A 23,447-nucleotide genomic window follows, 5' to 3' on the forward strand; every position below is an offset into this window, starting at 1 on the left:
GCCTGTCTTTTTAATGATGGAACAGGCGCGCGCCAGTGAAGGCCATGGCTATGCCATATTTATCACAGGTCTCGATGACATTGTCATCGCGAATACTGCCACCAGCCTGCGCTATGTACTCCACGCCGCTCTTGTGGGCTCGCTCAATGTTGTCACCGAATGGGAAGAACGCGTCCGAGCCAAGTGCCACCTTGGTATTTTGGGCTATCCAAGCCTTGCGCTCCTCGCGTGTGAATGGCTCCGGGCGCTCGGTGAAGAACTGTTGCCACGCACCGTCGCGCAGCACGTCGTCACACTCGTCGGAAAGATACACGTTGATGACATTGTCACGGTCGGCGCGGCGCATGCGCTCCTTGAACGGCAGGGACAGCACCTTGTCGCTCTGGCGCATCCACCACTCGTCGGCCTTGTTCCCGGCCAGTCGCGTGCAGTGCACACGGCTCTGCTGCCCGGCACCGATGCCGATGGCCTGCCCATCCTTGACATAGCACACGCTGTTGCTCTGCGTGTACTTGAGTGTGATAAGCGCTATCCTCAAATCGCGCGTGGCCTCGGGCGTGAACGTCTTGTTCTTCGTGGGCACATGGTCAAAAAGTGCCTCGTCGCGGAGGTTCACCTCGTTACGCGCCTGCTCGAACGTCACGCCAAACACCTGCTTGCGCTCCATGGGTTGGGGCGTATAGTTAGGGTCAATCTTGATGATACAGTAGCTGCCTCCACGCTTTTCCTTGAGCACCTCCAACGCCTCGGGGGTGAAACCGGGCGCGATGACGCCGTCGCTCACCTCGCGCTTGATGAGCAGCGCGGTCTCCTTGTCGCAAGTGTCACTCAGCGCACAGAAGTCGCCATACGAGCACATGCGATCCGCGCCGCGAGCGCGGGCATAGGCCGTGGCCAATGGGGTAAGCTCAAAATCAATGTCGTCGACAAAATATATCTTTCTCAGCGTGTCGCTCAGGGGCAACCCAACGGCTGCGCCAGCGGGCGACACATGCTTGAAACTGGTCGCCGCGGGCAGCCCTGTGGCGGCTTTCAGCTCTCTGACCAATTGCCAACCATTGAGCGCGTCGAGCAAATTGATATACCCGGCGCGACCATTTATCACCTCGATGGGCAACTCTCCACGCTCCATGTAGACGCGAGCTGGTTTCTGGTTAGGATTACACCCATACTTTAGCGCATATTCTCTCATTCTTGACAATATTTTAAAATTTTATCGCAAAGGTAGCTAAAAGATTGCAGAACAAGGTCCGTCCACCCTCATTTTTTATCATCTGGACGCGCCTCGGCGCGTCCACGCGCGCGACATACTCGCCGCCACAAGCCACGACCGCCGCCGCAACGCAATAAAACAGCCTTGTCGTTTAGTCGAGCGCGCAAATGACACATGATTGCAAATATCACAGGAAAAAAATTATTCAGCACGCATTTTTAACACGAAAAGGCGTTAACGCGTCTGAAAAAACACTAACTTTGCATAGAGAAAACATAGCTAAGATGTTAGTGTAAAAATGAAACGAGATTTGAGACCTCTTATGGCGGAGGTCGGAAAGAAACTAAAACGCGAACCGCGCCGCTTGGCCAACGATTTGGAACATGTGGCCACGGTTTTTTCCAAGCACCATATCAACTTGAGCGTAGCGTCACTGAGAAGATTGCGAGATGTCTTGATGGGCAAGCGCAAACTCTCCGACGACACCTTGGACAGGTTGGCGTTGCTCGCGGGTTTTCAAGATTGGCGAGACCTTCGCGACGCCCTTCACGGCGACACCGACGCCTCCATCAACTACGAGGATGACAGGGAGGAGCGGTGAACGCTTTAAAAAACACCTCGCCCGAAGGCCAGGCACCCTCAAAAAAAAACTCAATCCCCATGTGGAGATTGAGTTTTTTATGGCTTGAAAAGACGCCGCGAGCGCCGTGGCATCATTTAGTTTTTCGCGGGAGCGGAAGTAATCCTTTCCTTGATGCGCGCCGCCTTGCCCGTGCGTTTGCGCAGATAGTACAGCTTGGCGCGACGCACCTTGCCACGCTTGTTCACCTCGATGCTATCTATGGCCGGCGACTCGATGGGGAAAATACGCTCCACACCTACTGTGCCTGACATCTTGCGAACGGTGAAACGCTTCTTCTCGCCGTGACCGCTAATCCTGATTACAACGCCGCGATAGAGCTGGATGCGCTGCTTGGTACCCTCGATGATTTTGTAACCCACGGTCACCGTGTCGCCCGCCTTGAACTCGGGATACTGTTTGCCGGTCGCGAACGCTTCCTCTGCAACTTTAATTAAATCCATTGTTTTGAACATTTAAAATTGTTTGTCGTTCCAACCCAACATGGCATGAGAACTCTTCCCTCAACCAGCGGTTAGGCCGAAAAGCGGTGCAAAGGTAAGGTTTTTTATTGAATTACAGTTTGACACACACATAAATTCTGCTATTTTTAACAGTCAGCCACTTTTACCGCGTGTCATGGCGCGCCGTTTATCATTATGCCCCATGAGCTGACGATCAAAGCCAAGAGACGTGATCATGGGCCAAAACACAACCTCGCGCTTGCTTATGGAATCCGCCCCATGGAGAATGCCATAGACTTTCAATCTCAAAAATAAACTATTAAGTATGTAATCGCCAAAAAATGTTTACCTTTGCACTCGCGAGTCGCTACACCCCCGGCCCTAACATCATATAGAAAGTGTGTCAAACTTCATAAAACATAAACCTAATATCCAATGAAAAAGAGAATCAAGACAATGCTGTTGGCATCATTGGCCGTGATGTCAGCAACCGCGCAAAACAAGCCGGCAAAATGGATCAACAACGTAAAACTCTCCGGCTATGCCATGACGCAATACCAATACACCGGGCAGGAGGGCGCAAAAGCCAATTCTTTCAACATACGTTTGGGCCGGCTAAGCCTCGATGGACGCGCCGCCAAAGACTGGTATTGGAAAATTCAACTACAGTTTAACGGCAACACCACTAAATTGGCCACGGCTCCCAAAGTGGTGGACGCGTTCGCCGAATGGCAGCGTTACGAGTTTTTCAAGGTGAAAGTGGGACAGTTCAAACGCCCGTTCACCTTTGAAAACCCCATGAACCCCATTGGCCAAGGCTTTATGGGCTACGCCCAAATCATCATGAAACTGGCGGGATTTACCGATCGCTCGGGTATGCACTCGAGCAATGGCCGGGACATTGGCGCGCAGTTGCAAGGCGACTTCTTGAAAAACGCGAAAGGCCGCAACATCTTGCACTATCAGGTGGGCGTGTTCAACGGACAGGGCATCAACGTCAAAGACGTGGACGAGCGGAAAGACATTGTCGGCGGCGTGTGGGTGATGCCCGTGCCTGGCATGCGCATAGGCGTGTTCGGGTCCGAAGGCTCGTACAGCAGAAAGGGCATATGGAAAAACGACCAAGGCAACGATGTCAGTGGCGTACGCAAGTTGCCACAGCACCGCTATGCCATATCGGGCGAGTATAAATTTGCCGATTGGACGTTACGGTCAGAGTATGTACATTCCACCGGGAAAGCCTTCAGGACAACCTACAACTCTCCCGCCGACCTCAGCAAGTGCGACGTGAACGAGACGCTCGGCAACAAGGCCGACGGTGTGTACGCGCTTGTCATAGCGCCGGTAATAAAAAACAAGCTCTATGCCAAGGCGCGCTACGACATGTACCGCTCCAAAGGCACATGGGGCTCGAGCAAATCGCTCTACGAAGTGGGCGCCAACTATAAATTTAACAAAAACGTTCAGCTCAACGCCGAGTACGCGAGGGTGAACGACCGCTCGCTTGCCAACCACAATTACGACATGATAGACGTGCAGTTGGACTTCATGTTCTAACAACATGTTCCAACAACAAAACCGCCGGCACGTGTGTGCCGGCGGTTTTGTCGTTGTAGCAATTGTATCTCAAAAAGTATCCATTAACTCTATTTGGACGTCGCCGCTTTCTTGGAGTTGGCGGTCTTGCCTCGCCTGCCGGCCGTGGCGGTCTTCCTTTTGTCCATGCCGGCCGTTTCGCTTAGCTTGGCGGCAGCCTCCATTTTTTCTATTTTGGCTTGCAAACGAGCAATCTCCTTGTCCTTCATGGCAATCTCCTCGCCCTCGTTTTTGATAGTGGTGAGCAGCGAGTTGAGCTGTTCGTTGTCGATGTCGGTGGAGTAACGGTCGTTTATGCGAGTTATAAAATCGCCCAAGATATTCATATAATTGGTGAACGCATCGAACGCGCCGCTATAGATACCACGGTCCAACCCCACGTTGGACGGTTTGGTAGTCATGAACCTGAAGTTGTTGCTGGCCTGCAGATAGTCCCAGTCTTGGTTTATGCGCGGATCGTCGGCGATGCGCACACGCTCCGCCACGCTGTAGAGTTTCTCAAACGCCTCCCGCTGCATGGGATTTCCCAACCAGCTGCTCACGTCACGCTCCTCGTCCACCCAAGACAGCGCGTCGGGCACGTCAAGGGCGGCCACGCTCTTGACATTGCGGCAAATTTCTGACGGGGTGGAGAATGTTATACCTTTGGCTTGGGCAAATTTAGGCAACGCATGGATGAAATCGAGAATGTTTGACGATAACGGTTGTGCAATGCCAAGCGCCGACAGCTCCATGAATATGTTTACCACTTGTGAGCCCTCGGGCAGTTTGGCGATAGAGTCTATGTATTGGTCGGCAAACATGGGGTAGCCTTCCCATTCGGCGTTGTTAAACCTTAGGCTGATATCGTCACTGCGCTTGATGTCGCGTAGCAGCAACTTGAGCTTCGGGGCCAAGGCGCAATGATACACATAGTGAGCCGACTTCCATCCCAACACATGCTTGGCACCCTCGGTGAGCATGCCTTTAAAGCCCATGTTGGCAGCCATAAGGCCAATATCGTCGCTATAGATAAGCGAAGAGTTGCGCAGCACTGTCGGTGTCTTGCCAAAATATTCCTTGATTTTGTCACATTGCTTCCTGACGTCTTTAGTGAAACACTCACTGTCGATGAGTGACGAAAGACCATGCGAATATGGTTCGGCCAGAAATTCCACGCAGCCGGTTTGGTTCATGGCTTGCAACTTTTCGATAACTTGCGGGGCGTGCATCTCCAATTGCTCAATGCCCACTCCCGATAGCGAGAACGCCACCTTGAAGTAGCCATTGCCCTCATTGATCATTTCCTCAAGCGTGTTGAGGGCCGGCATATAAGATCTCTCCACAATGTCATTAATGCTTCGCTCGTTCTCGTAATCGTCGTAATAATAATGGTCCGTGCCGATATCGAAGAATCGATACCGCTTGAGATGTATGATCTGATGTATCTCGAAGTATAAGCAAATTGTCCTCATTGGTCTATGCAATTTGATGGTTATATATTCGTGTTATCGCTTCTGCTATTGCGTTTTTTCCCTAATTCTTATATATTGAGAAATGAACCTCGCGAATTATGGATTATCTATTGCCAAGCGTGCGCATGTACAGCCGCCTGATCCACGCTCCCACTTTCTCCCATGTGATGCCGGCCACCTCTCGCTTGCCCTCTTGTCGCAAATAGTCGAAGAGGCTCTCATTGTGGCAAATGCTGTAAATGGCATCGGCCATGGCGTGGATGTCCCAGTAGTCGAGCTTGATGCAGTTGGTCAATATCTCGGCGCAACCGCTCTGTTTGGATATGATGGCGGGCGTGCCACACTGCATGGCCTCCAACGGCGAGATGCCAAAGGGCTCGCTCACCGAGGGCATTACATACACGTCTGACGCCTTGAGGCACTCGTACACCTGTTTGCCGCGCATGAAACCGGGAAAGTGAAAGCGGTCGGCGATGCCGCGCTCGGCCGCCAAATAGATCATTTGCTCCATCATGTCGCCCGACCCTGCCATGCAAAACCGAATGTGACGCGTGCGATGCAGCACCATGTTTGCCGCCTCGACAAAATACTCAGGGCCCTTCTGCATGGTGATACGTCCCAGGAATGTCACCACCTTCTCCTTGCCATTATGGTCCGACCGAGGTATGGACTCATACTCCTCGCTTAATGGGTACACCGCGTTGTGCACGGTGAACACCTTTCGCGGGTCTTGGTGATACTGGTTGATGACCGTGTTTCGAGTGAGATTGCTCACGCACATGATACAGTCTGCGTGGTCCATGCCATCTTTCTCTATGGAATAGACCGTGGGGTTTACCTGCCCACGACTACGGTCATAGTCGGTGGCATGCACATGTATACACAATGGCTTGCCGCTCACCTGCTTGGCGTGGATGCCTGCCGGGAACGTGAGCCAGTCGTGCGCATGGATGATATCAAACTCCTCCGTCCGGGCCACCACGCCCGCGATGATCGAGTAGTTGTTGATTTCCTCATGCAAGTTGGCCGGGTAGCCGCCGGCGAAATCCACGCATCCAAGGTCGTCAACGTGCATATAGTTGAAATCGGCGTATATATGGTCACGGTAACGATAGTAATCTTGTGGGTCCATCACGCGCTCCACCCTGCTCCTCACGTAGTCGTAGTCCACGTCGCGATAGGCTATGGGCACGTGGTTCATGGGCACGATGCGCGCGTACAACCTGTTCTCGTCGCCCCAAGGCTTGGGCAGGCACAGCGTGATATCCACGTCGCCTTGGGCGTGCAAGCCTTCCGTGATGCCAAAGTTGGCGGTGGCCAAGCCACCATACACATGGGGAGGGAACTCCCATCCAAACATCAACACTTTCATTTGCCTTTCCTCCCGTTAATATTTGTATTTTTCCATCTGCTCCAACGAGCGCAGTATCTCGGCCACGTTCATGGCGAACGACATGGCCCCACGGCCGTAGAAAGGAGGGTTCCCGTCAAAAAGCTCAGGCAGCGTGGCTATGCAATGGTTGAACATCTCGTCCTCGTAGCCCACCATTTGTCGCTCTATGAAACTTAGGCGGGAGCCTTTGTACAGTTTCAAGCAAGCCTCTATGAAAAATCCCTCGAGCCAAGGCCAGGCCGTGCCTTGATGGTATGCCCGGTCGCGCTGCATCTGCGAGCCCACGTACATGGGATTGTAGCCCCCGCTCTTGGGCGACAGCGTGCGCAGGCCCTTGGGCGTGAGCAACTCCCGGGTGCATATATCGACCACGCTCTTGCGCTGGCTTTGCGACAGGGGCGAATAATCGAGCGCGGCCGCGAAAATCATGTTGGGCCTCACGCTCCAGTCCGTCTGGCCCTCGGTCACGTAGTCGAAGAGATAGCCATGCTCGTTGACGAATGTCTCCACAAAGGCTTTTTGGCAGCGCTCTGCCATTCGCTCATAGTGGGCGGCCTCACGCTTGGCGGCCTCGCCGGCCTTCGCGGCGTCGTCTCCAACCGCGACGCTGGCGGCAAACATCAGCGCATTATACCATAATGCGTTAAACTCCACTATATAGCCCGTGCGCGGCACCACCGGCCGGCCATCTATCACGGAGTTCATCCACGTCACAGGGCTGTCGACGCCATCGGTCTTGAGCAGGCCGTTATCATCCAAAAGCAGATTTGGATGCCCTTGGCCTTCTATATATTTAACAATGTCTATGATGAGCTTTCCATATTTCTCGCGGCAGGCCTCCACGCCTTTGACGCGCGCGTATTGCTGCATGCACCACACGGCCCACAGTGGCACGTCGGGCAGATCTATCTCATAGAGCTTTACGGTGAGTGGCTTTCCACGCATAAACTCGCGCAAGCCCTTCTCCGCCGTGGCCATCACAGCCTCGAAATAGCCTGCCTCCTCTATGGAAAGCGTCAGCCCAGGCAGGGCGACAAAGGTGTCGCGAGCCCGCGCTTTGAACCATGGGTAACCGGCCAGGATGTAATTGTCGCCACTCTTGTCTTTGTTATGGAACTGGTGCGCGGCGTTGACCAAGCAGTGGAAGAAATTGTCACGGGGCGAACGGTCGTCCACTTCTTTGTCGAACAGCGATCGCAACACGCGCGTGTTACTCTTCGAGGTGGACGCGGCAAACACCACGCTGTCGCCCTTGCGCACGTTCAACTCGAAATATCCAGGCACGTACAGGTCTTCGTTAGACGCGTATCCGCGCTCCTGCTCCTTGGGATATTCAATGCCCCGATACCAATCCGGCTCATACACGAAGCCCACTTTGCGGGAAAACTGCATGAAAAGCTCCGGATAGCCGGCGTAGAGACAAGTCTTGATGCCATTGTCCACCTCTTGATAGTCACGATTGAGCGCGGTGTTCTCATGCGTGAACTGCCGCACGCTACGAAAAGCCAAGAAGGGCTTGAAGCGCAAGGTGGTGGCCGAGTGCGCGTCCACGAGCGTGTATCTCACCAAGAGCCGGTCCTCGTGGTGCTGGAACACCACTTCCTTTTTCAATATAACGCCACCCACACGATACACGGTGGTGGGCACCTTGTCACAGTCAAACTCGATGATATACTTGTGCCCCTTAGGGCTGTAGTTGTTGCCTTGGTACTTGTGCAAGCCAAGATTGAACGCCGCGCCGTGCTGCACCACGGTGCAATCGAGCGACGACAGCAATACATGGTTCTCGTCATCAAGCTCGGGCACGGGCACAACCAACAACCCATGATATTTTCTCGTGTTGCAATCCACAACGGTGGAGCAGGCATACGCTCCCGAACGGTTGGTGCGCAACACCTCCCTGGACAGCGACTCTTGCAGGTTTACCATCTGGGCTCGCTCAAATTTTAGATAACTCATAGCGGTTAATTAAGGCTGTTAATGATCATAGTAGGTAGTCATCAGGTGGAACAAGCGGGCCGAGACCCCTTGATTCGCATCTATGCCAAAGTTATAAAAAAGAATATACAGCGCAAAACTTTCTTACGAATATTTTTTGAATTACATCGTTTTTTATCGCATTGACGCACCTATGCGCCCCGCATGAGCCTCGCTCCACTTGCCGGCACGCCGCCCACGAGCGCAAAAACGCACCCGAAGCCACCATATATCAAACGATTTTTCGTACCTTTGCACCCCGTTAACAACAAGACATGGTTTACAAAGAATATTACAAGTCTATCATCCAGTTGGGTTTTCCTATTGTCATCGGTCAAGTAGGCACCATCGTATTGTCATTTGCCGACACCATCATGATAGGTCACCACTCCACTCCCGAGCTTGCCGCGGCCGCCTTCGTGGGGCAGATGTTCATGCTCGGCATACTCGTGGCCATGGGCTTCGCCTATGGTCTCACCCCATTGGTGGGTAGCAGCTACGGCCGCGAGGACATGGGGCGCATAGGCGCGCTCGCCCGAAACGCCTTGGCGGCCAACACCCTCGTAGCCGCGTTGTTGGTGGCCATATACACCGTGCTCTACTTTTTTCTCGACAAATTGGGGCAACCCGAGGAGCTGTTGCCCTATATGCGACCTTATTATATCGTAAACCTCATATCGCTGCCGTTCGTCTGTTGGTTCAACGTTTTCAAGCAGACGGCCGACGGCATGACCCACACCACCATGCCCATGTGGATACTTCTCGGTGGCAACTTGGTCAACATCGTGGGCAACTACGCGCTCATCTATGGCAAGATGGGTTTACCGGAGCTTGGCATTCTTGGCGCAGGCCTTGCCACCATGGGCTCACGCATTGTCATGGCCATTGTCATCGCCGCGATGTTTTTAAGCGCGCGCCGCTACCGTGCCATTGCCGAGGCTTTCTGGTCGAGCCGCCTCACTGGCTCTGACCAACGAGAACTGCACCGCATGGGGTGGCCGTTGGGCATGCAGATGGGCATGGAGTCGGGCGCATGGTCGCTGTGCAGCCTTATCGTGGGATGGATAGGCGCATGGTCGTTGGCAGGGCATCAGGTCATGCTGTCTATCAGCCAGCTGTTCTTCCAGTTCTATTACGCCATCTCCGCGGCTGTCGCCATTCGCGTGAGCCTGTTTCATGGGCAGGGCGAATACAGCAAGGTCAAACCCACGGCATGGGCCGGCTTTCACCTTTGCTGCGTGGTGGCGCTGCTCGTCTCGGTACCCGTATGGCTGCTGCGCCATGAGATAGGTTGGCTCTTCACCGACTCTCCGGAAGTGGTGTCTATCGTGGCCGGCGCCATCATGCCCCTCATTATCTATCAGATACCCGACGGGTTGCAGTGCGTGTTCTCCAACTCGCTGCGCGGGCTGGCCAACGTCAAGCCTCTCATGGGTGTGGCTTTCGTGGCCTATTTCGTCACGTCCATCCCCCTGAGCTATTGGTTTGGCATCGGCTTAGGCGGTGGCTTGGTAGGCGTGTGGTTCGCGTTCCCCATCGGCCTTCTCATCGCCGGCAGTCTTTATTATTATTTTTTCAGGCGCACCCTCGCGCGGTTGTGGCAGGGGCGCTAACCTCACCGTTCGTCATCGCCATACGGCACGCTCTATGCGTGACGCCCCATCGCGACGCGACGGGGCGTCAAAGCCGACGTCACGAGCTACCCAATGGCAATACGTCAAGATAACGTCTTGACCAAGAAAGCCTCTCATCAAACACAACACGCCACATCGCAACCTATTGAGGAAAATTCCCTTTTTATATATTTACGCCGCATGGCCAGCCCCGTTTCGAAACGCGTAAATCGCGGTCGCCTTTTACGCCCTGCCTTATTGGCCAATATTTTCCCATACACAAAAAAACACAAGCCATTATTTGGCCATGTCACAAAAAAGGCATACCTTTGCACACGCTAAACGATTTGTTGCCGTTGATGCGACGCGAAAGTTAGCCACGGGGTGTAGCGCAGTCCGGTAGCGCTCCTGGTTTGGGACCAGGCGGTCGCAGGTTCGAATCCTGTCGCCCCGACTCCACCATTACGGCGCATGTCATGTTTTGACATGCGCCTTTTGTTTTTCCGTCATAACGACGGGGCGCGCCACCAAGTTTCTTTTAAAATCGACACATGCCCAGCGTCGCGTCGCAAGCCCTCGCCGAGAGCGCCACGGCTCGGCAGATATTCAATGGTGGAGCAAAAGGCTCGGCAGGCATTCACTTTGGGGGAGACACCGCGGGTCCCCGCGATTGTGGCGACCATGCGTAACCGCGAACAGGATTAAAAACAGGAAGACATGACACAGGCGCGAAAGCTCACACGCGCGAATTTACGCCGCTCCCTGACGCCTCTCGAATCCGGCGCGGCCGCTTTCATGCGTTCTTCGCCCCCCACTCTTCCCTCCTTGCTCCACATTCTTCATTTTGTAAAATATAATTACCGTTTTTTGATCATTGTTTTCGAGTCATCCAGAGCGAAAAGGACTGTCTTTTCTTGTCAAAACCAAGTTGGGCGTTACCAAAAATCATAAGCCTGTCGCGATTGGCGCTTTCTCATGTCGCAATTGGGCCTCGTTGGCAACGCGAAAGAGCCGCGATCACGCCGCGATTGCGACCTTATCATCATGCCATTTGATACTCAACCGCGGACCACAAAATAGGAGAACAAAGGCTGTTTTTTAAAAATTGTTGAATGTCAGTCATTTACAAACTATCGCAGATTTCGCGTATTTCGGACGAAGGCAAACTTATTTTTAAATAAGCGATTTTGAGAGGGTTGTTTGTACAAATAATTGACTATTTCCACTTTTTCAAGAACCGCGTTCGGGATAAGCAGGTTTTTAAAGAGAAAAACCGAAAATGAGTAAATATTCTGTCGCCATCCCGAAGCGTACACACGCACCCATTAGCCCCCACCTATGTTGTACATGGTGAGCGTCTCTTCAAAAAACATACGGGCATTTATTGTGGTCCTCCGGGATTTGGAGTGATGGCTTTTAGCTTCTGAAAATCATAAAGTTATACAATTATCCCTATTCGTGACCCCTTTATATACGGGGATTTATAATCAAGAAGTGATAATTTGTGATGCAATAATGCCTATTACTTCTATATGCATTTCATTAAGTTTAACCCCATTATTATTGAGAAGCTTTTCGAGAAAACAGTGTCGTGGGCTTTTAAGTTTCACTCACACTCCATCACTCCAAATGTCGGATGACCCTTATATTTCTCAAAAAAACACAGAAACATTTGCTTTTTTCAAATATAATTATTATATTCGCAAAAAATATATTCGGTATAGTTAATACTAACAGCAATAGACGAAACCTCACGAATTATTAATTCATATGAAAAAAAGTTTTTTTAGACCTTTAAAAGAACCGCTACAGAAAGATCCTCTTTTATTATGCATTATGATAATAATTGGCATTTTAACGATAGGTATTACATTTATTTGTAATTCGATACCCATCATCATCCTAGTTTCTTTATTAGTATTTTTCGCCAGCATCCTTGCATATTGTTATATTAAAAATTACATCATTACAAATAAAAAATCATGAAAAAAATTAAGAAAATGCTTATGGTCATCGTATTGTGTGCCATAGGAGCAATTGCCCAACATTCAGGTTTCAACACATCTAAGATTTTTGCAGGAATTGCTTATGCTGGCAATACAAACAGAAAACAGTCCGCTATTATAGCAGCTGCAGATGGAGCTTGTCAGGTTTGTTTATATTTTGCTTTAGCTGGATCAGGGGCAACAGCAGGCGGGTCGTTGGTTGTTGGTTTAGCCGTCTCGGCCTGATTTCAAATGAGCATCTATCAAAAAAGAAGTACATCCATATATGTGATACTTATATTCGATGTATTTATAACCATAGAACAACCAAAACTAATCAGAAATATCCGAGTGTAAATCTTTAATTACCAGCATATTCTAAAATTTAACACTTTTCGGTTGCCATTTGTCGCTTCCCAAATTTCCACATATTTTTGAGACGTATTTCTGACGTGGAGAATTTGCGGGGCTTGTTTTTTGTCACACCGTGCAGACAGTTGACAAGGGTTTACAACCGTTTACGACAAGCGACAATAACCGCCCCGATATGCGGAAACAGTCACACTGTGTAGAAAAGCGACAATGGTTGACTTCCGTTCACATCCGTTTACCATTTCAGAGATATAGGATTGAAGAAATGAACCATTAAACGATAAAACGGTATGAAAGCAACCAGAAAATGCAGTTTTTGCGGCAAGTCCTTTGTAACCCGAAGCGGTATGCAAAGATATTGCAGTGAGGCTTGTCAGGCAGAAGCCAAACGAGCCAGAGTGATGCAGAAGAACAACCTCTTCAAAGTCGCCCAACCCTTGATGGAGATACAGCATCAGGAGTATCTCACCTTTTCCAAAGCAGCCATCCTCATGGGCTGTTCCCGACAGTACATTTACAAACTTGTAGCCATCGGCAAGCTGAAAGCCTCACGCATCAGCAACCGCATGGCATTCATCCGCAGAGCCGACATCGAGCAGATGTTGGAGGGCAATCCCTATCACCGCATCCTGCCCGGCAACACCTCCACACCAAGGAAATCATCTTCATCTTCCTTACCTGCCAAAAGAGAAAAAAGGGAAAAGGAAAGCGAAGAAGTGTTGGACTTCTATTCGGGCGAGGAGGTGATGTCCCTTTTTAAGGTAAAGCAGTCATGGCTTTACACTTCCGCCAAGCGTAACCATATCCCCATCTGCCGTATCGCAGGAAAGAACTATTACAGCAAGAAGCATATTGACGAGTTTTTCGGTGTGGCAGTTGATATTAGCGAAATTACCGACTGGCTACTGACCGAGGAGGTGGAGGAACTGTTCGGCATGAAGCCGACCGCACTCCGTGCCTACACCTATCGCCATAAGATACCCACTAAAAGAGAGTACGGGCGTACCTATTACTCCAAATCACATTTGAACGAACTCCGCAGAACTGACCTTGTGAACGATGAACGCTACTATACCGTTGAGCAGGTGCAGCAAATCTATGGTCTTTCGTCAGCCAACATCTGCCATATCGTCAAGGTGAAGCACATCGAAAAGATAAAGGTGGGTGTGAAAAACCTGCTTTTGCGCTCAGATGTGGAGCGTGTCATGGCTGAAAGGAACAAATAACCGTGAAAAATCGGGATTATCGAAAATTATTTCAAAATGATGTATCGTGGAGGTATTCACGGATATTTCACGTTGTTCCTTTGCCATCGGAAACATGGATACAACTCCAAAATGTATACAACCAATTAAAACATAATTATTATGAGTAAATGCAAAACAGTTACCTTGCGTAAGCGCAAGATTAAGAACGGGACACAGTATTCACTATGCCTTGACTACTATCCCGGCTACCGTGACAATGTCACCATGAGAGTGATTACACGTGAAGCCTTAGGAATTTACATCTTCGCCAAACCTGCAAACCAGCAGGAACGGGACTTCAACGCACGCATGATGAAGAAAGCGGTCATCCTGCGCAACCAGCGCTACGAAGCCATTTTCAATGAAAACAACGGCTTTTTTGACAAGACCAAGATGAAGGGCGATTTCCTTGCCTATTTCAAAGGACTGGCTGACCGCAAGAATATCAAGTGGCAGCACGTATACAAGCATTTCCAGCGGTTCGTGAACGGCAAATGCACCTTTGAGGAGGTGGATGTGGATTTGTGCCGCAAGTTCATGGAATACCTGCTTGATGCACCCCAATCCATCCACACCAACCAAAAGCTGCACATCAACTCCGCAGCAGGCTATTGGTCAACTTTCCGTGCCGTGCTGCACACCGCCTACCGTGACAGGAAGATAAAGGAGAACCCAAACGGCTTCTTAGACCGCATCGAGTGCATTCCCACCATCAGGGAGCATTTGAGCCAAGAGGAACTGATACGGCTTGCCGAAACACCCTGTGAGGAGGAGGTCTTGAAAAAAGCTTTTCTTTTCGCCTGTCTTACGGGACTGAGAAAGAGCGACATCAGACAGCTCACGTGGCAGCAGATACAACCATACACCAACGGCAGGATGTTCGTTACCACCCGTATGCAGAAAACCAAAGAAATAGTGCATAACCCCATCAGTGATGAAGCCTATGGACTGCTGGGAGAACGGGGCGAGGGACTTATCTTTGAGGATTTCAAGGACAAGATGCTGCAAGGACCACTCCAACGGTGGCTCACGGCAGCAGGGATAACCAAGAAAATCACCTTTCACTGTACCCGCCACAGCTTCGGAAGCCTGCACGTGGAAATGGGAACGGACATGGCTGTCATCCAAGCCTATCTCGGACATAAGAACATTACCACCACACAAATCTATTCCAAGATAGCAGCGCAGCAGATGTGTCAGGTGGTGGACAAGATAACCTTGAAGCGCAAGGAGGCATAAATGTCTCACATTGACAGGTATTCAGAGGGGCGGTTATGGCTACAAGGCTATAATCGCCCCTCTATGTTTTTGGCTTGATGCCACCATTTATAAGCCCCTCAGAGTATGAAACAGAGTATGATATGATGACATTTCGTGAAATACATTGAAAAAGACCGTTCTAACCGCAAATAACGGGCAGTAATTGGGAAAAATAGCATTAACTTTGCACAAAATAATACAGGAACATTCAATCTCTCAACGAAATATGGAATCATCAATCAAGGACAAATACATCATCTTGGGCTTTGTCGGCTTCGCCATCGTCCTAATATCTTCCATTGCCACGCTGGTAATAGCGGACAGCTTCAACCAAGACAACTTTGTCAGGTGGATAGTATTCGTATGCTGTAACCTGTTGGGATGGTTGCTCTATCTCTCCTTTCAGACACTTATCTTTGATACATACGAAATCTACAAAATCAAGTTCGGCAAGAAAGAAACGATTGCCGAAGCCATAGAGGTGCAGGAAGAACTGTCACAAAATACACTTGAAGAAGCCACATCTGTGCCTGGACCTACATCAGTCCCTGAGCCTGTACCCGAATCATCCCCGACAAAAGAAGAGACACTTATCCAAACACAACCGATAGAGCTTACTATCGCCCCGGATCTTCACGAAAAGAACCGTGCCAATTACGCAAGCAGAGAGCAACGGGAAAAGGAAGAGCGCATCCGCATGGTCATGGAGTATTGCCATTATTACCTGCCTCGCATTGCCGACCAAGAAACCGTGAACCACATCTGTACTGAGGTGGACAAATGGATGAATCTTAACACTTATACCCCGAAGCCCATACAAAGACCGTTTACCAAAGACATCAACAACATTCCACTCCGTCACTTCGTATGGAATATCTCTGAGCGTTTCCTGTACAAGAGATACTACAATGGGGATAACCGTGCCAAGTTCATCAAAGCCCTTTTCCCGAAATCGTTTGCTGATACAGACTTATCAACCATCAAGAATTTCAAGGTAGAGCCGTTAAAGACGGAAATTCCCATTGATGAACCCGAAAACGGCAAACTTGATTTCCACTATCCCGAGGATTATGTGCGGAATTAGGATAATCACGACACCAACGACAACCATCCGGTAACTCATAACCGCCTGTTTTACATCGTTTCCCGAGTAATTTTACCCGTCATTTATGGCTGGGCTTAATTATTCGGGAATTATTTTGCAATGACGTGTCGTGGAGATATTCACGGATATATCATTTCAGTCCTTTGCGCCAAGTCTTACAAAAGAGACGAGTACGCGAATGGAAAAATCAATTCTTACCTTCAACGACCTCCCCGAGGTTGTCGCTCAGCTTCGAGACGAAGTGATGAGCCTGAAAAGCCTGCTCGCCGAGCAGCGCAGTGTGAACAATGCCAAAACGGTGGACACCCACGTGCCCATGTCTGTGGACGAGGCAGCAGAGTATTTAGGTATCCCTAAGGGTACGCTCTACATGAAACTGTCAGAAGGGACAATCCCTGCCACCAAGCCCGGCAAACGCTATTGCCTTTACCGTGACGAACTGGACAAGTGGCTGGAAACCGCCCGAAAGAATCCCATACCGTTGTCAGACGAGGAACTGAACAAGTCCTTATCCTCTTCCCACCGTCGCAAGCCCAACCCACGTAACTGGTGAATGATATGGAAGAGGATAAGAACTATATCAACCTGATACGTGGCGACCTCACAAAAGCATCCCAAGCGCATAACGGTATGCCCGACAGTGTAGGCATGATGAATATCAAGACGGCAAACCAAACCATTCTTGAAGCATCGTTATTGCCTACGCCCCGTGCGCTGTGGGACAGCTTTTGGTACGAGGGGGAACTCTCCTGCTTGTTTGCCGATTCCAACGTGGGCAAGTCCATCCTTGCCGTGCAGATAGCCGACCGCATCGCCCGAACCGACAATGTGCTGTATCTGGACTTTGAACTGTCCGAAAAGCAGTTCCAGCTCCGCTATACCAACGAGCATGGAGAGCTCTACACCTTTCCCGACAAAATCTATCGGGTGTCTATTGACTGCAACCAGCTTTTGGATGCCAACTTTGAGGAAGCTATCATAGGCGGCATTGAACAGATGGCTGTGCAGACCGACTGCAAGATTTTCATCATTGACAATCTTACCTACCTGTGTTGCGCCATGGAGAAAGGCGATGCCGCAGGACGGCTGATGATTCAGCTGAACAATCTCAAAAAGAGATATGCGCTCTCTATCCTTGTCCTGGCACATACGCCCAAACGCTCTTTGGATTGTCCCATCACATCCAACGACCTTGCCGGAAGCAAACGGCTCTACAATTTCTTTGACAGCGTGTTCACCATTGGAAAAAGTGCCCAAGACGGAGGGCTTCGCTATGTGAAGCAGCTTAAAGTGCGCTATGGCACGTTCTCTCATGATGCGGATAATGTAATCGTTTACGAGATTGACAAGGTGGATGCTTTCTTGCAGTTCGTGTTCAGGGGCTATTCCACGGAAAAGGAACACTTGAAAAAATTGGGCGACAATGAATCAAGCCAAAGGGATTGCCAAATTCTGCAACTCTCCCAATCGGGCAAGTCCGTCAGGGAGATAGCCTCACAGGTGAATTGTGGCAAGTCCACCGTAAACCGTATCATCCAGCGCAGCAAAGAGAGTAAAAACGCAGGTGTCCCAAGTGTCCCACTGTCCCAACCCTTAGAGTGTGGGACAATGGGACAGGATGGGACAGCCGACAATCAACCATCAAAAACGGACTAAGCTATGGGCAATTATTCATTACAGAAGTATAAAGGAACGGCAACACGGCATACCTGCCCCAAATGCGGAGACAGGCATTCTTTCGTCTATTACGTGGACGAAAATAATGTGCCGTTGCATCCATCGGTCGGCAGATGTAACCACGAAAGCGGTTGTGGGTATCACTACACTCCGAAAGAGTATTTTCAAGAGCATCCTGAACACAGAACTACCAATGATTTCTCTTTTGACAGGCAAAGAGCAGAGCAGAAGAAAGTGAAGCAGCAAAGTAAGCCGACAGCCATCGGCTATATTCCCCCTCACTATGTGGAGAAGTCGCAAAGCGAGCGTAGCAATTTCTTCCGTTTCCTCTTCACACTCCTTACTTCCTACTATGGCGACAAGGCGAAAGAGGTGTTGAAGCGGTTGTTGGAGGAATACCGTTTGGGGGCTACCCGTGACGGCTCTGTTATCTTTTGGCAGATAGACAGGACGGGCAAGGTACGCACGGGAAAGGTGATGCAGTACAATCCCGAAGACGGACACCGTATCAAGGGAGGACAGACATCGGCAGTGAACTGGATACACAGCATATTGAAAAAGCAGCGTGTGTTGGCAGAGGATTGGCAACTATCCCAATGCCTTTTCGGGGAACACTTGTTGAAAACGCATCCCGACAAGGTGGTGGTCTTGGTGGAATCCGAGAAGAGTGCCGTTATCGGTTCTGCTATCTTCCCCGATTATGTATGGCTGGCTACGGGTGGTAAGAGTCAGATGAGAGAAGAGAAACTCCGTGTACTGTCAGGGCGAACCGTGCTTCTCTTTCCCGATGCCGATGCTTATGCCGAGTGGAAACAGCGAGCCGAGAGCATGTACTTTTGTAAGGTGGTGGTTTCGGACATCATCGAAAGGAATGCCACCCCGAAACAAAAAGAAGCCCATATCGACATAGCCGATTGGATTATCTTTCAGATACGGGAGGGCAAGGTGATGAGTACAGCCAACCACTTGGTCGAGGCTGAGAGAATCCTCCAGCGGATGATAGAGAAGAATCCCGTCCTGCAAAAACTGATAGACGATTTAGACCTTGTGCTGGTCGGTGCATCTCCAATCGGCAACGATGATGAAAAACCTCCCTGACGGAGGAGAGCGGAAGCCGTAGGCTGGAGTTTGCAGACAATGGCTTGCCATTGATATAGCCCACTATAACTACACGCTCCGCTTACGTAGTTGTGGGCTCTCCCGAGGGGATTAGGGTTTTACCCTAATGACCCACTCAGGGCGTTTCTCCCCTGAGAACCCAGAGCAAAGAGTGACCCTCTCTTTGCAATCTCCGCTTATGGGTTGCACCCCTAAGAACCCCATGCGTTTACGGACAGCGGAAAAGCAAACAATAAAGTACAAACCCAAAAAACAAGTATCTATGGCAACAAAATCAAGCATACATATCAAGCCCTGCAATATCGCATCGAGTGAGGCTCACAACAGGAGGACTGCCGAATACATGCGCCACATCGGAGAGTCCAGAACCTATGTGGTTCCAGAACTCTCCACCGATAATGAGCAGTGGATAAATCCCGACTTCGGCAGTCCGGATTTGCGGATGCATTATGACAATATCAGACAGATGGTAAAGGAAAAGACCGGACGTGCCATGCAGGAAAAGGAGCGTGAACGCAAAGGCAAGAACGGTAAAATAGTCAAGATTGCGGGATGCTCCCCCATACGTGAAGGAGTGCTGCTTGTCAGGTCGGACACCACACTGGCAGACGTGCGTAAATTCGGTGAGGAGTGTCAAAGACGCTGGGGAATCACACCGCTGCAAATCTTCCTGCACAAGGATGAAGGGCATTGGCTGAACGGTCAGCCGGAAGCGGAAGACAGGGAAAGCTTCAAAGTCGGGGACAGATGGTTCAAGCCGAACTATCATGCCCATATCGTTTTCGACTGGATGAACCACGAAACAGGAAAGAGCCGAAAGCTCAATGACGATGACATGATGCAGATGCAGACCCTTGCATCCGACATCCTGCTGATGGAACGCGGGCAGTCAAAGGCTGTCACTGGTAAGGAGCATCTGGAACGGAACGACTTTATCATTGAGAAGCAGAAAGCTGAACTGCAACGCATGGATGCAGCCAAACGGCACAAAGAAGAACAGATAAATCTTGCCGAGCAGGAACTGAAACAGGTGAAATCAGAAATACGCACTGACAAGTTAAAGAAGACAGCCACCACGGCAGCGACAGCCATAACTAGTGGAGTTGCTTCTCTTTTCGGGAGTGGAAAACTGAAAGAACTGGAACGTGCCAACGAAAAACTGCAAGACGAGGTTTCAAAACGGAACACCAATATTGAAAAATTGCAGAGCCAAGTACAGCAGATGCAGAAACAGCATGATACGCAAATCCACAATCTCAGAGAAATGCACAGGCAGGAACTTGACATGAAAGAAAAAGAACTGTCACGGCTCGCCAGAATCATAGACAAGGCTTTCAGGTGGTTTCCGATGTTCAGGGAAATGCTGCGCATGGAAAAGTTTTGTGCCATGCTGGGATTCTCTAAAGAAATGACTGAAAGTCTTATAGTCAAAAAAGAAGCCCTGAAATGTAGCGGTAAAATCTATTCCGAGCAACACAGGCGGAACTTTGATATAAAGGATGATATTTTAAGGGTGGAAAATGACCCTGACGATGAAAGCAGGCTGAACCTGACAATAAACAGGAAGCCGATTGCCGACTGGTTCAGGGAGCAATGGCACAGGCTTAGATATGGAGCAAGAGTGCCGCAACAGGAAGAAAGAAAAAGTAGAGGATTCAAATTATAATAGAAGCAATTTGATTAGTAATCTAAAAGCACTCCGATAACGATTAGAGTGCTTTTAGATTGTTTATCATTAATTATCAAAGCAAGTGCAGTTTAAGATTTTACTGAAGTTTGCATTAATAAAGAATATACTACAGCTGATATATGCGCAACATATTGTGACGCTTGTGATTCATTTCCCTTGAAATCCTTAACAAATACCGCTAAGGTATAACTGATATTATTAGGCAGACATATATAGGCAACATCATTGTGAGCTGCAAGAACACCATTTTCATTAACATAACCTGAACCTGTCTTATGCGCTATAACAACCCCTTCTTTATCAAGAAGTGGAGCTGCTATCCTATCTACACCTGTTTTGCATTCTTTTAACGTATTCTTAATGAAACTTTGTTTCTCATCATCGATAAGACCTTCAGTAAACAAACGATTCATCAACATTGCAGCACCAAGAGGAGATGTATAGTTAGAGTAAGCCTTGTTATGGTCAGCCGACATTTCCTCTTCCGTATAAGCTATCTGAAAACTTGAACGAGGAATGAGTGTGGCTATAAAACTATCTGTTTGAGCGACATTAACCATATCCTTAAACATAAGGTTGCTTGCATTGTTGTCACTCTGAGTAAGAGTATAACGCAGCAAATCTCTCACTGTCAATGATATGACTGGCCCTGAATAATCTTTCAGCATAGGACTCCAAGTCTTTGGGTCAAGTTTATCCCTATTTATATTTACTAAGGTATCAAGTGAAATTCCTTTATTGTCAAAGTCATTACAAAGAGCTAATGCCTGATGAACCTTAAACACACTCATCATAGGATAAACACTCTTATTATTGACCTTAACCGTATCTCTGTTATTAACAATAACCGCCACACCAATTTCGCCAGGACAAGCTGAGACAATTTGAGAAATGCTATCAGTCAAAACATTTGTTAAAGGAGGATTTGCGCTATCTTTTGTCGCTGATTTATGGAACAATGAAAATACCAAGATGAAAATGCAAACTAAAGCTATACTCAAAACTACGATTTGTTTTTTTCTGTTTTTTTCCATGTTTATATTATTTATATTTGTTTGACGAGAATATCTTTATTTGCCGACAAAGGTACATAACTTTACGGAAAAATATGTTTCTAAAATATATAAATCAGGGCAACCGCATCAAAATGTCAATAACCTGATAATCAATACTTGTCGATTTTGTATTAATAGGGATAAGTGGGGTGGATACAAGGATGAGAAGTTTCAACAATTTACAATATCCCCCCTTAAAAATGCATAATTTTGTATTTGTCTGAATAATAGCCTGTTGTCAAAAATCATGTTTCTTAAAAAATATTACCCGCAAGGGAAATTTGAATTATATGGGGCAAAAAATCAATTTTTATGGGGTAGTAGTTTCGATTTGGACCAATGGTTTTTTTAGGAAAATGGACAATAAGGGAGAGGAGGAGGTTGAAAACTACGTTTGTATGTACTTTTTGCTTTTTCTTTAATATAGGCATCCATTCTGTTGAAAATTCAGATTTTTATGTAAATAACTCTATAGATAGAGGCGGGATCTTTACTATCTTTATTCAAGATCAAGATCAAGAGGATATGTTCGTCTATATCTTGAAGAATAATGTTAAGTCTTTGTTTCTTAATTATATAGGACTTGTTACATTTGGTTTTTATCCGATATTATCAACCTTTAAAAACGGAGGTGTTTTTGGATTTGTATTTGGTACTTCAATAAAAACAAATGGAGTGCAATTTAGTATCGCACATACTCTTCCTCATTCTTTTGAATTGATTCCTTTTATTTTGTCAGCAGCTGATGGAATGTTTTTGGGAATTAATATAGGATTAAATCTTATTTTGTCGAATAAGAAAAAGATAGAGTGGATTGTCTTTTTAAAACGTTTGTGTTTATATTTAATTTTAATCGTTTTTGCAGCTTTTTGTGAGGTGTTTATATCTATGAAACTATGAAAAAGATACTTCCGACTTTGATTATTTTCACATTGTGTTTACAGTATTTATTGCTATCAATTAACGCAAACGAATTGGCAAGAGAGTTAGTTGGTAATAATAATATTTTGAAATTATTCGAGTTATCAAACAATCTTACTTTTTTCTTATTTCCCATAATAATATTATTCTTTATAGTTGGCTCGACCAAATATATGTTAGAAATATTTGACGAAGAGAGAATCTCTATTTCTGAGATTTATACCATAGTAGGATACGCTTTAATATTCCCTTTGATCGGAATGTTCTTTTACACGACATGCTTCTTTTTAAGAAATTATCAGGTGTCTTCAATCGAAGACTTAAAAAATCTACATTTCTTGTTCGGACTGACTACTAATGACTTTAATTTTATCAACAGATTATTTTGGCTACTTGCTTACTTTTTTATTTTTTATAATCTTTGTTTTAATAAAAATATTGTTTGGTGGAAGGTAGTTCTATCTTTAATGATTCCTATTCTTATTGTATTAGTTGTTGGTTTTATAATAAAATAGTTCCATATTCTCCTTCAGACATTTTTCGGCACCGGTTCGCTGGATATTTGAAAATGATTTTGTACATTTGCCGAATGGTAAACGCTGTATATAGGGTCTGCTTATTTATTTCTTTCATACAACCTTGTGGTGTGGGTAGTACAGCCTCCATGCTGTCAAAAATGTTCATCAT

20 protein-coding genes and 1 tRNA gene are annotated in these 23,447 nt (G+C 48.0%); 14 read left to right on the forward strand and 7 right to left on the reverse strand.

Annotated elements, in window-relative coordinates; genetic code table 11:
• Window positions 1–10 precede the first annotated feature (10 nt).
• On the reverse strand, window positions 11–1,192 hold the full coding sequence (locus tag HMPREF1640_RS01650) for a phosphoribosylaminoimidazolecarboxamide formyltransferase (protein ID WP_036891850.1): 1,182 nt from the start codon (window positions 1,190–1,192) through the stop codon (window positions 11–13).
• A gap of 319 nt (window positions 1,193–1,511) precedes the next feature.
• Here HMPREF1640_RS01650 and HMPREF1640_RS01655 point away from each other — a divergent pair, with 319 nt between their 5' ends.
• Window positions 1,512–1,814, forward strand: a complete 303-nt coding sequence (locus tag HMPREF1640_RS01655) for a hypothetical protein (RefSeq protein ID WP_036891852.1) — start codon at window positions 1,512–1,514, stop codon at window positions 1,812–1,814.
• A 116-nt stretch (window positions 1,815–1,930) separates the two neighbouring features.
• Here the strand turns inward: HMPREF1640_RS01655 and rplS are convergent, their stop codons facing one another.
• Complete coding sequence (rplS, locus tag HMPREF1640_RS01660; protein WP_036891867.1) at window positions 1,931–2,296, reverse strand: 50S ribosomal protein L19; 366 nt, start codon at window positions 2,294–2,296, stop codon at window positions 1,931–1,933.
• Window positions 2,297–2,731: 435 nt separating this feature from the next.
• Between rplS and HMPREF1640_RS01665 the strand changes: the two genes are divergently transcribed.
• Complete coding sequence (locus tag HMPREF1640_RS01665) at window positions 2,732–3,853, forward strand: porin (RefSeq protein WP_036891853.1); 1,122 nt, start codon at window positions 2,732–2,734, stop codon at window positions 3,851–3,853.
• Between the two features lie 89 nt (window positions 3,854–3,942).
• Here the strand turns inward: HMPREF1640_RS01665 and HMPREF1640_RS01670 are convergent, their stop codons facing one another.
• From HMPREF1640_RS01670 to HMPREF1640_RS01680, 3 genes are all read right to left on the reverse strand, one after another.
• Window positions 3,943–5,346: a glycoside hydrolase family 57 protein gene (locus tag HMPREF1640_RS01670; RefSeq protein ID WP_052051660.1), complete on the reverse strand. Its 1,404-nt coding sequence runs from the start codon at window positions 5,344–5,346 to the stop codon at window positions 3,943–3,945.
• 103 nt (window positions 5,347–5,449) lie between these two features.
• On the reverse strand, window positions 5,450–6,718 hold the full coding sequence (locus tag HMPREF1640_RS01675) for a glycosyltransferase family 4 protein (protein WP_036891854.1): 1,269 nt from the start codon (window positions 6,716–6,718) through the stop codon (window positions 5,450–5,452).
• 15 nt (window positions 6,719–6,733) lie between these two features.
• The gene (locus tag HMPREF1640_RS01680; protein WP_036891856.1) at window positions 6,734–8,698 is read right to left on the reverse strand and encodes a glycogen debranching enzyme N-terminal domain-containing protein; all 1,965 of its coding nucleotides are present in this window, start codon (window positions 8,696–8,698) and stop codon (window positions 6,734–6,736) included.
• Window positions 8,699–8,991: 293 nt separating this feature from the next.
• Here HMPREF1640_RS01680 and HMPREF1640_RS01685 point away from each other — a divergent pair, with 293 nt between their 5' ends.
• From HMPREF1640_RS01685 to HMPREF1640_RS01730, 11 genes are all read left to right on the forward strand, one after another.
• Window positions 8,992–10,329: an MATE family efflux transporter gene (locus HMPREF1640_RS01685; protein WP_036891857.1), complete on the forward strand. Its 1,338-nt coding sequence runs from the start codon at window positions 8,992–8,994 to the stop codon at window positions 10,327–10,329.
• A 380-nt stretch (window positions 10,330–10,709) separates the two neighbouring features.
• Window positions 10,710–10,783 (forward strand) — tRNA-Pro (locus HMPREF1640_RS01690).
• 97 nt (window positions 10,784–10,880) lie between these two features.
• Window positions 10,881–11,018, forward strand: a complete 138-nt coding sequence (locus HMPREF1640_RS13105) for a hypothetical protein (protein WP_156098675.1) — start codon at window positions 10,881–10,883, stop codon at window positions 11,016–11,018.
• A 1,293-nt stretch (window positions 11,019–12,311) separates the two neighbouring features.
• Window positions 12,312–12,560, forward strand: a complete 249-nt coding sequence (locus tag HMPREF1640_RS01695) for a hypothetical protein (RefSeq protein ID WP_036891858.1) — start codon at window positions 12,312–12,314, stop codon at window positions 12,558–12,560.
• 416 nt (window positions 12,561–12,976) lie between these two features.
• Entirely contained in the window at window positions 12,977–13,912 is a 936-nt protein-coding gene (gene tnpA / locus HMPREF1640_RS01700) for a transposon Tn4555 protein TnpA (RefSeq protein WP_004292844.1), read from the forward strand.
• A gap of 141 nt (window positions 13,913–14,053) precedes the next feature.
• Window positions 14,054–15,172, forward strand: coding sequence for a site-specific integrase (locus tag HMPREF1640_RS01705; protein WP_004338318.1), 1,119 nt, complete (start codon window positions 14,054–14,056; stop codon window positions 15,170–15,172).
• Between the two features lie 247 nt (window positions 15,173–15,419).
• Window positions 15,420–16,277, forward strand: coding sequence for a transposon Tn4555 protein TnpC (gene tnpC / locus HMPREF1640_RS01710; RefSeq protein ID WP_004339687.1), 858 nt, complete (start codon window positions 15,420–15,422; stop codon window positions 16,275–16,277).
• A 199-nt stretch (window positions 16,278–16,476) separates the two neighbouring features.
• The gene (locus HMPREF1640_RS01715; protein ID WP_004338328.1) at window positions 16,477–16,851 is read left to right on the forward strand and encodes an excisionase family DNA-binding protein; all 375 of its coding nucleotides are present in this window, start codon (window positions 16,477–16,479) and stop codon (window positions 16,849–16,851) included.
• A gap of 5 nt (window positions 16,852–16,856) precedes the next feature.
• Window positions 16,857–17,954 (forward strand): AAA family ATPase, encoded by a 1,098-nt coding sequence (locus HMPREF1640_RS01720; protein ID WP_004338330.1) that lies wholly within the window; start codon window positions 16,857–16,859, stop codon window positions 17,952–17,954.
• A 3-nt stretch (window positions 17,955–17,957) separates the two neighbouring features.
• Window positions 17,958–19,073, forward strand: a complete 1,116-nt coding sequence (locus HMPREF1640_RS01725; protein WP_004292742.1) for a DUF6371 domain-containing protein — start codon at window positions 17,958–17,960, stop codon at window positions 19,071–19,073.
• Between the two features lie 283 nt (window positions 19,074–19,356).
• Complete coding sequence (locus HMPREF1640_RS01730) at window positions 19,357–20,760, forward strand: hypothetical protein (RefSeq protein WP_004339684.1); 1,404 nt, start codon at window positions 19,357–19,359, stop codon at window positions 20,758–20,760.
• Between the two features lie 92 nt (window positions 20,761–20,852).
• On the opposite strand, the gene HMPREF1640_RS01735 is transcribed toward HMPREF1640_RS01730, so the two are convergent.
• On the reverse strand, window positions 20,853–21,818 hold the full coding sequence (locus HMPREF1640_RS01735) for a CfxA family broad-spectrum class A beta-lactamase (protein ID WP_004339683.1): 966 nt from the start codon (window positions 21,816–21,818) through the stop codon (window positions 20,853–20,855).
• 360 nt (window positions 21,819–22,178) lie between these two features.
• Here HMPREF1640_RS01735 and HMPREF1640_RS12490 point away from each other — a divergent pair, with 360 nt between their 5' ends.
• Window positions 22,179–22,739: a stage II sporulation protein M gene (locus tag HMPREF1640_RS12490; RefSeq protein ID WP_052051661.1), complete on the forward strand. Its 561-nt coding sequence runs from the start codon at window positions 22,179–22,181 to the stop codon at window positions 22,737–22,739.
• 522 nt (window positions 22,740–23,261) lie between these two features.
• Here HMPREF1640_RS12490 and HMPREF1640_RS13605 read toward each other — a convergent pair.
• On the reverse strand, window positions 23,262–23,447 hold a 186-nt coding region (locus HMPREF1640_RS13605; protein WP_036891866.1), incomplete at its 5' end, for a hypothetical protein.

Source organism: Prevotella sp. S7-1-8 (assembly GCF_000758925.1).
Lineage (GTDB): Bacteria > Bacteroidota > Bacteroidia > Bacteroidales > Bacteroidaceae > Prevotella.